Consider the following 9,750-nt stretch of genomic DNA (forward strand, 5'->3'; position numbering starts at 1 on the left):
CAGGGACGTGTGCTTCAGCCCGCGCCACCGGACTTGAGTGGGAGCAGTGACAGCACGCGAGCCAGCACCGCGACGCCTTCCTCGTACTCCGGAAGCTCGATGTGCTCGTTCGGCGTGTGGTCCAGCGACGAGTCACCCGGGCCATACGCGACGGTGGGCACGTTCCACGTGTCCGCCACCGTGTTCCAGTCGGACGTCCCTGTCTTCACTCGAAGCGTCGGACGTGCGCCGCGCTCGCGGATGGACTGCTTGAAAGCGCGCGTGAGGGCGTCGTTGCCCTCGGCGGAGACGGCCTGCTTTCGCGACACCGTCTTCACCGCCACATCGGGGACCTCGGCGAGACAGGCGAGCAGCGCGTCCACGTCACTGGTCGGCCCCGTGCGCACGTTGACATGGGCGGTGGCCCACTCCGTGTCTTCACCGGTGCCCGTCTGGAAGGAGAGCAGCGCGGGGAGGTCCTGCTCGAAGAGGGTGCACCCCTTGTTGCGCTCGTCGCAGCGACGACGCAGCCCGTTCCACGCGTCGACGAGATACTCCGCTGGCGCGCGGTAGCCACGGCTGGCGGTGTGACGCCGGCTGGCGCGGTACTCGAGCTCCAGGCGCAAGAGGCCCTTGTAGCCCAGGGTGATGCCGTGGGCGCCGCTGGGCTCGCCATTGACGACGAAGTCCGGCCGGTGGTGCTCGCGGGCATGCAGCGCGCCCCGGGTGATGGCCACCTCCTCCTCGACACAGCCCAGCAGGAGGAAGCGCTTGCCAGCGCGCTCCGCGTCGTCGAGCAACTCCACGGCTTCGATGAAGGCCGCGAGCGCGCCCTTGGCGTCCACCGCCCCGCGTCCGAAGAGGCGCATGCCTTCCAGTCGCACGGGGACTTCGCCCGGCACGGTGTCGATGTGGCCCAGCAGCGCGATGCACGTGTCTCCGTCACCCATGCTGGCCACGGTGTTGCCCACCGGGTCCACGTGGGCCTTCCAACCGCGCTGCTCCAGTCGCCCGGCCAGCGCGCGAGAGAAGTCCGCTTCATGGTGGCTGGGGCTGTAGTGCTCCAGCATCCACCGCAACAGCTCCGGGCTCGCCTCACGGGCTCGCATGGGTCACCTTCCCGGAAGAAGTCAGCTTCGTCCCGACCTCGCCCGCCAGCGCGGACAACACGGGGCGCGGGGTGCCCGAGGCGGTGACATAGGCGGCGGATACGCCCGCCGCGAGCGCGCGCCGAGCCGCCTCCAGCTTGTAGCGCATGCGCCCCCTGGCGAAGCGCATGGCACCCTCGACGTCGTCACTCTGGCGGATGAGCGTCGATGCGTTGGCCGGGTCCTCCAGGAGGCCCGCCACGTTGGAGAGCATCACCAGCGCCCGAGCCCCCATCACCGCGGCGATGGCGGCGGCCACCTGGTCCGCGTCCACGTTCACCAGCGTCCCGTCCTCCGTCACCGCGGGAGGGCACACGACGGGCGTCTGCCCTGCCTCCAGCAGCACGTTCAGCAGCCGCGCATTCACCTCGCTGATTTCCCCCGCGAGGTGGCTCCGGTCGATGCGGGTGCGCTCCCCGTCCTGGAGCTTCAGCGGAGGCCGTCGTCGGGCGACGAGCACCCGTCCATCCGCGCCGCACAGGCCGAGCGCCGAGACACCCCGGGCCAGCAGCGCGAGCACCGCGCGCTTGTTGACGTCGCCCACCCACGCCATCGTCAGCACGCGCAGCGTGGCCTCGTTCGTCAGTCGCACCACGTTGCCGGAGGCCGTCAGCGCCTCGGTGCGCGCCATGCCCAGCGAGGCCAGCAGGGCATCGCCAGCCTCGGAGCCACCATTCACCACGATGACGCGCTCGCCCTGGCGCCGCAGCTCCGCTACGTCCGCGCAGACGTTGTCCAGGTCCACGCCCGCGGCGCCGCCAATCTTCACCACCAGCGGCGCGCGGCCTTCATCGACCTGGGACGCGGTGCTCATCCGATGACGCTCGCGCCGCCGTCGACGAGCTGCACCGTGCCGGTGATGAACGACGCGCGCTCGCTCGCGAGGAACGCCGCCGCCGCCGCGAACTCCTCCGGAAGTCCCACGCGCTTCAGCGGAATGTGCGCCGCCATGGCCCGCAGGCTGGCCTCCACGTCCGCGCCGCCCGTGCCCGCCGTGCGCTCCACCGGAGGCGTGCGGGTGTAGCCGGGGGCGAGCACGTTGACGGTGACGCCGCAGTCGCCCAGCTCCTGCACCAGCGCGGATGCGAAGCCGACGATGCCCAGCCGCGCCGTGCCGGAGAGGGCGAAGCGCGCGACGGGCCGCACCACCGTCTCCGAGGTGATGAGCAGCAGCCGTCCCCACTGCGCGGCCTTCATGTACGGCAGCGCCGCCAGGGCCAGGTTGATGGCCGGCAGCATCACCGTGTCGATGGCCTCCTGGTACGCCACGATGTCGAACTTCGTGGCGGGGCCCGGCGGGGGGCCCGCGCTGTTCGTCACCACGATGTGGGGACCGCCCAGCTTGCCGGCCACGTCCTCCACCCAGGCGCGCGTGGCGCCGTGTTCACGCAGGTCCACCCGCGTGGCCAGGACCCTGTTGCCACGAGCCAGTCCGCGCAGGTGCTGCTCTGCGCGAGCGAGCCGGTCCGCGTCGCGCGCGCCGATGGCGACGTGCGCGCCTTCCTTGACCAGCTCCTCGGCCACGGCGAGCCCCAAGCCACTGGAACCCCCGGCGATGAGCGCGACCTTATTGGCGAGTCCCAGTTCCAAGTGTCTCCCTCCCTGCGTCACCAGCGTTCACGACGGGCTCCGGCCCTGGAACGACCTGCGCGGGCGCCGGAGGTCCCCTGTAGCCATACCGCCCCGTCAGCGGCCACGAGAGCGCGGACACCAGGGCCTTCACCCGAGGCGCCAGCTCCTTGCGCCACGCATCGTCACCGGGCCTCAGCAGCGTGGAGCCGCTCAGGAAGCGGTCCGGGTTGCCGGTGACGGTGTGGTTGCGCCCGAGCACCACTGTGCGGCCCTTCACCGGGTTGACGGCGCGGTCCTCCTGGATGAGCTTCAAGAGCGAGTCGATGGTGGCGGCGGGTGAGGCAATGAAGTCCTCGTACCGCAGGAACAGCGAGCGCTCCGGGTGGCGCCGCGTCACGAGCTCCGAGGCCACGTTGAAGCCGAACCAGTACGCGGTGCTGCGCGCGGCGGACATGGGGACGACGTACTGCTTCGTCTTCGTCCACGAGTGCGCGACGGCGCGCGGGTCCCGTACCAGATGGAGGTAGTACGGCGAGATTCCGCTCACGTGCGGCAACAGCGCCGCCTCCGAGGGGAACTTGCCGCTGTCGATGATGACGTGGCTGCCGGTGGCATCGGCGATGGTGCGGTAGGTCTTCGCGAGGAGCTGCGCGTGCTCGTACAGCTCGGTCGAAGGCGTGTCCTGGCGCAGCACGCGCCACGTGTGCCGGGTGCGGACGGTGTCCTGCTGCCTGCGCACCACGCGCAGGGCGTGGGCCTCGGGGGATTCGCCAGGGAGGGCGCCCTGCTCCAGCACCTTGGACCAGAGCGGACACTGGACCAGGTGCGTGCCGCAGCCGCACAGGGTGTTGGAGCCGTTCCCGAAGGCGTTCTTCCACAGGAAGCTGAGCTCACCGGTGTGGAAGCAGCCCTCCACCTCGTTGAGCACGTTGCCGATGATGGTGCTGCCGCTGCGGCACCAACCGGTGATGTAGAGGACGGTGAGGGCGCTCATGGGGGGAGCCTTTCGCGTCAGAGGGGGTGGAGGCCCCGGAAGCCGAGGCCCTCCGTTTCAGGTCTGCCCAGCATGAGATTCAGCGCGTGCACGGCCGTGCCCGCCGCGCCCTTCACCAGGTTGTCCAACGCGGCATTCACGACGATGCGCCCGCGCTCCGCGTCCACCTCCACCGCGAGGTCGCAGTGGTTGGTGCCGGCCAGGGGCGCGGGCTCCGGGAAGGGAGACGCGCTCGCGTTGGCGCGCAGCACGTGGACGAAGGGGTGCTCGCGGTAGGTGGAGGCCAGGGCTCGCAGCGGCTCGGACGCGTCCTCCAGCTTGCGCGCCGCGAAGGCATGCACCGTGGCGAGCACGCCGCGCACGCTGGGCACCGCCGTCGCGCTGAAGTGGACGACGGGCCTCACGCCGGCGAGGCGCTCGGTGGCGCCCTCGATTTCGCCCGTGTGTCGATGCCCCACCGCGCGGTAGCAGCGCAGGGCGGAGGCTCGCTCGGGATGATGCGAGGAGCGGTCCGGTGTCGCGCCGCCGCCGGAGGAGCCCGTCTTCGCGTCGACCACGACCTCGGGCCGCACCAGCCCCGCGCGCACCAGCGGCAGCAGGGCCAGCAGGGCCGCGTGGGCCATGCAGCCGGGCACCGCGACGAAGCGGGCGTCCTTGAGTCGAGCGCCCGTCCACTCCGGCAGGCCGTAGACGAACTCGGGCATGTCCGGGGGGCGGGGCGCGCGGGGATACCAGCGCGCGTGCTCGGCGGACTCCAGGCGGAAGTCCGCGCTCAGGTCGATGATGCGCCCGGCCCGCGCGCTCACTTGCGGCCAGCGGCGAATCAGCTCGCCGGAGGGCATGCAGGACAAGAGCACGTCGCACGGCTCCAGCGCGTCATGCGGTGAGAAGCGCGGAGTGGCCAGTCCTCTCAGATGAGGATGTGGGAAGTCGAGCCGCTTGCCCGCGTGCTGCTCGGACGTGGCCTGGACCACCTCCACCGCCGGGTGGGCGAGCAGCAGTCGCAGCACCTCGCCGCCGGCATAACCTCCCGCTCCGAGCACCGCGACGCGCGTCATCGCATGGCCTCCACCAGGTAGCCGGCCATCAGCTCCGGCAGGGGGATGCCGGTGAACTCGATGCTCCGGGCGAACTCCACGCAGTGGTTGATTTCATTCACGAGAATCGCGCCGTCTCGCGTCTCCAGCAGGTCCACCGCGACCATCTCCCCACCCACCGCCTTGGCCGCGCGCTCGGCGAGCTTCGCGTGGGACTCGGGGACGTCGTAGCGCTCCGGCACCGCGCCCCGGGCCGTGTTCGTCACCCAGTGCTCGGAGCGGCGGCGCATGCCACCGACGGCGCCTCCGATGACGTACACGCGCAAGTCGTAGCCGGGCTTGTCGATGTACTGCTGGACGAGCGCGACGTGGTCCTGGGCGCCGCCCATCTCGAAGCGCATGGACATCATCCCCTCGGCCGCGTGCTTGTTGTCCACGCGCGCCACCATGCGGCCCCAGGAGCCCTGCACGGGCTTCGTCACGCAGGGATAGCCGCGCTGCTCCATCTCCGCGACGCAGGCGTCCTGCTCGAAGCCCAGGAAGGACCAGGGCATGGGGACGTCGTGCTCCGCCAGCGCAAGCGTGGTGAGCGCCTTGTCGCCGCACGTGGCGATGGAGCGCGCGGTGTTGAACACGCGGGCCCCCTTCACCTCCAGGATGGAGGACAGGTAGCGCGCGCGGGTGAAGGACATGCTGCGCATCAGCACCGGGCCGCCGTCCTTCCACGGCTCGCGGTTCAGCGGGAGCACCAGGTCCGTGTCCGCGTGGGTCTCCACGGAGCAGCCGCGTCCGCGAAGCGCGTCGACGAGCATCCGCTCCTCGGTGCGCATCCGTGTGTAGACGAGGTGGACCTCGTGGCGACGCATCATCCCCTCCTGGCCGCGGGTGCCAGCGCCGTGAGCCGGGGGCGGGGCAGGGCGGTGAGAATCGAGTCGACCAGGGCGGCGCTCTCCAGCCCATGTCGTTGCAGCAAGGCCTCGTGCGTGCCCGCCGTGGAGTCGTAGCGGTCCTGGATTCCCGCGCGGACCACGCGGCGGCCCAGGCCGTGGGTGGCCACGCTCTCGCACACCGCGCCGCCCAGTCCTCCGAGGATGGAGTGCTCCTCCACCGTGACGAGCAGCCGCGTGCGCTCGGCCGTCTCCAGAATCGCCTCTTCGTCGAAGGGCTTGAGCGTGTGGAGGTTCACCACGCGCGCGGACACCCCCTGCGCCTCCAGTCGCGTCGCCACCTCCAGCGCCACACTCACGCCGACCTCACCATGGGCGATGATGCCGACGTCACCGCCTTCGCGCAGGCACATGGCGCGCCCGAGCGCGAACGCGGGCCGCGCCACGTCCAGCCGGGAGACGCGGTTGCGGCCGAGCCGCAGGTACACCGGCCCCTCCATCTCCAAGAGGGCGCGCGTCGCCTGAATCGTCTCCAGCCCGTCCGCCGGAGACACCACCGTCATGCCCGGCATGGCGCGAAGAATCGCCAGGTCCTCGATGGCGTGGTGCGTGGGCCCGAAGAACGCGCCGGACAGGCCGCCGTAGTCGCAGACGAGCTTCACGTTCGCCCGCCCATAGGCGAGCCCCAGCCGCACCTGCTCGCACGCGCGCATCGCCCCGAAGGGCGCGAAGGTGTGGGCGAAGACGATGTGCCCGGTGGCGGCCATGCCGCACGCGATGTCGAGCATCGCCGCCTCGCAGATGCCCAGGTTGATGAAACGTCCCGGGTGCCGCGCGGCGAACGGGTCTCCTCCACCCGCGAGGTCCGCCTCCAGCAACACGACGCGCGGCTCCACGTCCGCCAGGCGCGCCAGGGTGTGTCGGAACACCTGCCGGTTGGCCAGGGACGGTTGCTCGCGCAGCCAGTCCTGGGGCGACGTCAATAGATCCGCACCGCTGGACGTCGTGGAGTTCGTCATGGCGTCACCTCTCCCAGCGAGGCGAGCGCGCGGCGAAGCTGCTCGGCGTTGAACGTCGCGTAGTGCGGTCCCTTGCCGCGCAGCATGGGCACACCCGCGCCCTTCTGCGTGTTGGCGACAATCGCGCGAGGCCCGTCACAAGGCTCCTCCAGCGCGGCCCCCAGCGCTTCCAGGTCATGCCCGTCCACCTCGACGGTGCTCATTCCGAAGGCGCGCAGCCGCTCCACCAGGGAGGCCTGGGACAGGATGGCCTCCGTGGGGCCATCGTTCTGTCCGCCGTTGCGGTCGACCAGCACCGTGAGTTGCGACAAGCGGTGCTGCGCGGCGACTTGCATCGCCTCCCAGTTGGAGCCCTCGCCCATCTCCCCGTCTCCACACACGACGAACACACGGTTGGAACGCTGCCGCAGCCGGTAGCCCAGGGCCAGCCCCACGCCCAGCCCCACGCCATGTCCCAGGCTTCCCGTGGGAAACTCAACGCCCGGCACCGCCGCATTCACGTGTCCGGTGAAGGGACTTCCGTCAGCGTTGTATCGTTGCACCAGTTCTTCAGTGTCGACGAAGCCGAACTCGGCGAGCGCGGCGTAGAGGCCCGCGGCTGCGTGGCCCTTCGACAGGATGAGCGAATCGCGCTCCTCCCAGCGGGGCTCTCGCGGACGGAACTTCATCACCCGCCCCAGCAACACCACCAACAGCTCCACCATCGACAGCGAGCCACCGAGGTGGCAGCCGACGGACGTGGCGGCGAGCCGGAGGATGGTCCGGCGAATGCGTCTGGCGCGCTCCTCGAGAGGTACCTGGACCATGGATTTCTGCGCCTTTCATTCCAAGCTAGGAAACCAGGAGCGCGCCCGTCAATGTGAGTGATGCGACCTTGGGGTGTAGACATGTGAGCTTTCGCTGTCTTGCTGGTTTTACACGCGAATCGCTATGGTCCCACGCGGTCGAGGACGGTCTCACGGTGCACGGAGGGTGCGGATATGGACGCACGGTTCGGAAGCGGCCCCTCGTTGGAGCAGGCGGCGCTGTACCGGAGCAAGGGGTGGTGGCGTGACGAGACGGTGCTCGACGACTTGCGTCGAGCTGTGCGGACGCACCCGGACAAGACGGCCATCGTCGCGGCCCGCTACTTCGCCAAGGACGTCACGCGGCTGAGCTACGCGGAGCTGGGGCGCTACGTGGAGCGCTTCGCGGGCGCGCTCGTGTCGCTGGGCGTGGGTCGGGGCGAGCTGGTGGCGGTGCAGCTGCCCAACTGGTGGCAGTTCACCGCGTTGGCGCTGGCGTGCGCGCGCATCGGCGCCGTCGTCGCGCCCATTCCCCCGGACTACCGGCGTCGCGAGGTGGAGTTCATCCTCGGCAGGACGGAGTCATCCGTCTACGTAGGACCCCTGAGTTGGAGCGGGCACTCGCACCGGGACATGTTGCGCGAGGCGGCGCGCGCGCTGCCGTCACTCAAGCACCGGGTCTTCATCGGGGCGGGCGAGCAGGCATCGGAGGCGGGCGAGCTGGACTTCGACGCGTACTTCGTCGCCCGGCACTGGGAGGACTCGACGTCGAAGGCGGAACTGGACGCGCGCTCGGCGCGCCCGGACGACGTGTGCAACGTCCTCTATACGTCGGGGACGACGGGCGAGCCCAAGGGCGTCATCCACTCGCACAACACCAACTTCGGCATCACCCGCGCGCTGGTCGAAACCATGGCGCTGGGCGCTGACGACGTGGTGTGTCTGCCCTCGTTGCTCACCGCCTCCAGCGGATTTACCTACCTGTACCTGATGCCGGTGTTGCTGGGCGCGACGGCTGTCTACATGGACGTGGGGGACCCGGAGCTCACGCTGCGCTGCATCGAGGAGCACGGCGTCACGTTCATGTATGGGATTCCCACGTACGTGATGAATGTCATCGCCGCGAAGAAGAAGCGGGGAGGTGACACCTCGTCGTTGCGGCGGCTGTCCACCGGCTCCATCCCCGTGCCTCCGCATCTCATCGCCGCGGTGCGCGAGAGCTTCGGCGTGCCGCTGCACACGCTGTGGGGGATGACGGAGAACGGCGCGGTGACGATTACGCGACGGGAGGATCCGCCGGACTGGCCTTCCAACAGCGACGGCAGGCCCGTGGACTGGATGGAGGTGAAGATTGTTCCCGCGCTGGCGGAAGACGGCTCGCCCTATCCAGAGGGCACCGGCCGACTGCTCGTCCGAGGAGCCAGCCAGTGCCTGGGCTACTTCAAGCGCGAGGACATCTACCGCGCGTGTGTCGACGAAGAGGGGTGGTTCGACACGGGAGACCTGGCGCGGGACGACGGGCGTGGGGGTATCCGCATCGTCGGGCGGCTCAAGGACGTCATCTTCCGCTATGGCCAGAAGGTGCCCGTGGTGGAGGTGGAGTCCGCGCTGTACTCGCATCCGAAGGTGCGGGAGGTGGCCGTCATCGGTCACTCGGACGACCGCATCGGCGGTGAGCGCGTCTGCGCTGTGGTGGTGCCTCGCGACGAGACGCCGACGTTGGATGAGCTGCGCGCCCACCTGAAGGGCCTGGGCATGTCGAATCAGTACTGGCCCGACAGGCTGGAGGTCGTCGAGGAGATGCCCAAGACGCCGTCGGGGAAGATTCGCAAGTACCTGCTGCGCGAGCGTTTGAAGGGGCCCACCGCGAAGGTGGGCTGAGCATGTCCCCGACCATGATGAGGAGCACACGTGAGCACTGAGTCGAGCACCACGCCGTTGGTGCGACAGCTCGCCGGGTATTGGCGGGAGCTGCTGGGGGCGGAAGTCGTGAAGCCGGAGGACCACTTCCTGGAGATTGGCGGCAACTCGCTGATGGCGACGATGCTGGCCAATCGAATCGAAGAGGAGCTGGGCATCCAGCTCTCCATGGTGGACCTGTTCAACACGCTGGAGCACGTGGCCGCCGTCTGCGAGGAGCAGCTGCGCGAGCAGGGCCGCACCTTCCCCGCGGCCTGAAGTCGTCCAGGAGGCGGGCCTTCTCCCGCCATCGTCTCCGAGTGACTGTTCGGGGACTCAAGCTTCACGCCTTCACGAAGCACCAGGTGTCGGTCTCACCGACGCGGGCCTTCGTGTCTTCCGAGATTCGTCTTCTTGAGTTTGAGGTGTC

Annotated in this window: 10 protein-coding genes; 2 read left to right on the plus strand and 8 right to left on the minus strand. The window is 69.8% G+C overall.

Annotation, left to right across the window (positions count from 1 at the left end):
• Nucleotides 1-14: 14 nt before the first annotated feature.
• Genes HUA74_RS12690 through HUA74_RS12725 form a run of 8 tightly spaced genes read right to left on the minus strand, consistent with a single transcriptional unit; the run spans nucleotide 15 to nucleotide 7,442 of the window.
• Nucleotides 15-1,088, minus strand: a complete 1,074-nt coding sequence (locus tag HUA74_RS12690; protein ID WP_174454749.1) for a M20/M25/M40 family metallo-hydrolase — start codon at nucleotides 1,086-1,088, stop codon at nucleotides 15-17.
• Nucleotides 1,075-1,941: a [LysW]-aminoadipate kinase gene (locus tag HUA74_RS12695; protein ID WP_141642714.1), complete on the minus strand. Its 867-nt coding sequence runs from the start codon at nucleotides 1,939-1,941 to the stop codon at nucleotides 1,075-1,077. Before HUA74_RS12695 ends, HUA74_RS12690 begins: the two co-directional genes overlap by 14 nt.
• Nucleotides 1,938-2,717 (minus strand): SDR family oxidoreductase, encoded by a 780-nt coding sequence (locus HUA74_RS12700; protein ID WP_141642713.1) that lies wholly within the window; start codon nucleotides 2,715-2,717, stop codon nucleotides 1,938-1,940. The genes HUA74_RS12695 and HUA74_RS12700 overlap by 4 nt, the downstream gene beginning before the upstream one ends.
• Nucleotides 2,695-3,693 carry a sulfotransferase gene (locus tag HUA74_RS12705; RefSeq protein ID WP_174454750.1) on the minus strand — a complete coding sequence of 333 codons (999 nt, stop codon included), beginning with the start codon at nucleotides 3,691-3,693 and terminating at the stop codon, nucleotides 2,695-2,697. The genes HUA74_RS12700 and HUA74_RS12705 overlap by 23 nt, the downstream gene beginning before the upstream one ends.
• A gap of 17 nt (nucleotides 3,694-3,710) precedes the next feature.
• Complete coding sequence (gene argC / locus HUA74_RS12710; protein WP_174454751.1) at nucleotides 3,711-4,751, minus strand: N-acetyl-gamma-glutamyl-phosphate reductase; 1,041 nt, start codon at nucleotides 4,749-4,751, stop codon at nucleotides 3,711-3,713.
• The gene (locus HUA74_RS12715; protein WP_254614608.1) at nucleotides 4,748-5,599 is read right to left on the minus strand and encodes a RimK family alpha-L-glutamate ligase; all 852 of its coding nucleotides are present in this window, start codon (nucleotides 5,597-5,599) and stop codon (nucleotides 4,748-4,750) included. Before HUA74_RS12715 ends, argC begins: the two co-directional genes overlap by 4 nt.
• Nucleotides 5,596-6,636 carry a transketolase family protein gene (locus HUA74_RS12720; protein ID WP_174454752.1) on the minus strand — a complete coding sequence of 347 codons (1,041 nt, stop codon included), beginning with the start codon at nucleotides 6,634-6,636 and terminating at the stop codon, nucleotides 5,596-5,598. Before HUA74_RS12720 ends, HUA74_RS12715 begins: the two co-directional genes overlap by 4 nt.
• Nucleotides 6,633-7,442, minus strand: a complete 810-nt coding sequence (locus HUA74_RS12725) for a 1-deoxy-D-xylulose-5-phosphate synthase N-terminal domain-containing protein (RefSeq protein ID WP_174454753.1) — start codon at nucleotides 7,440-7,442, stop codon at nucleotides 6,633-6,635. The genes HUA74_RS12720 and HUA74_RS12725 overlap by 4 nt, the downstream gene beginning before the upstream one ends.
• A 174-nt stretch (nucleotides 7,443-7,616) precedes the next feature.
• Between HUA74_RS12725 and HUA74_RS12730 the strand changes: the two genes are divergently transcribed.
• Together HUA74_RS12730 and HUA74_RS12735 are read left to right on the plus strand one after the other, a co-directional pair.
• A complete protein-coding gene (locus tag HUA74_RS12730) occupies nucleotides 7,617-9,302 on the plus strand; it encodes an AMP-binding protein (protein ID WP_174454754.1) in 1,686 nt (561 codons plus the stop codon).
• A 30-nt stretch (nucleotides 9,303-9,332) separates the two neighbouring features.
• Nucleotides 9,333-9,599, plus strand: coding sequence for a phosphopantetheine-binding protein (locus tag HUA74_RS12735; protein WP_141642707.1), 267 nt, complete (start codon nucleotides 9,333-9,335; stop codon nucleotides 9,597-9,599).
• Nucleotides 9,600-9,750: the final 151 nt, after the last annotated feature.

Source organism: Myxococcus sp. CA051A (assembly GCF_013336705.1).
GTDB classification, from domain to species: Bacteria; Myxococcota; Myxococcia; order Myxococcales; family Myxococcaceae; genus Myxococcus; species Myxococcus llanfairpwllgwyngyllgogerychwyrndrobwllllantysiliogogogochensis.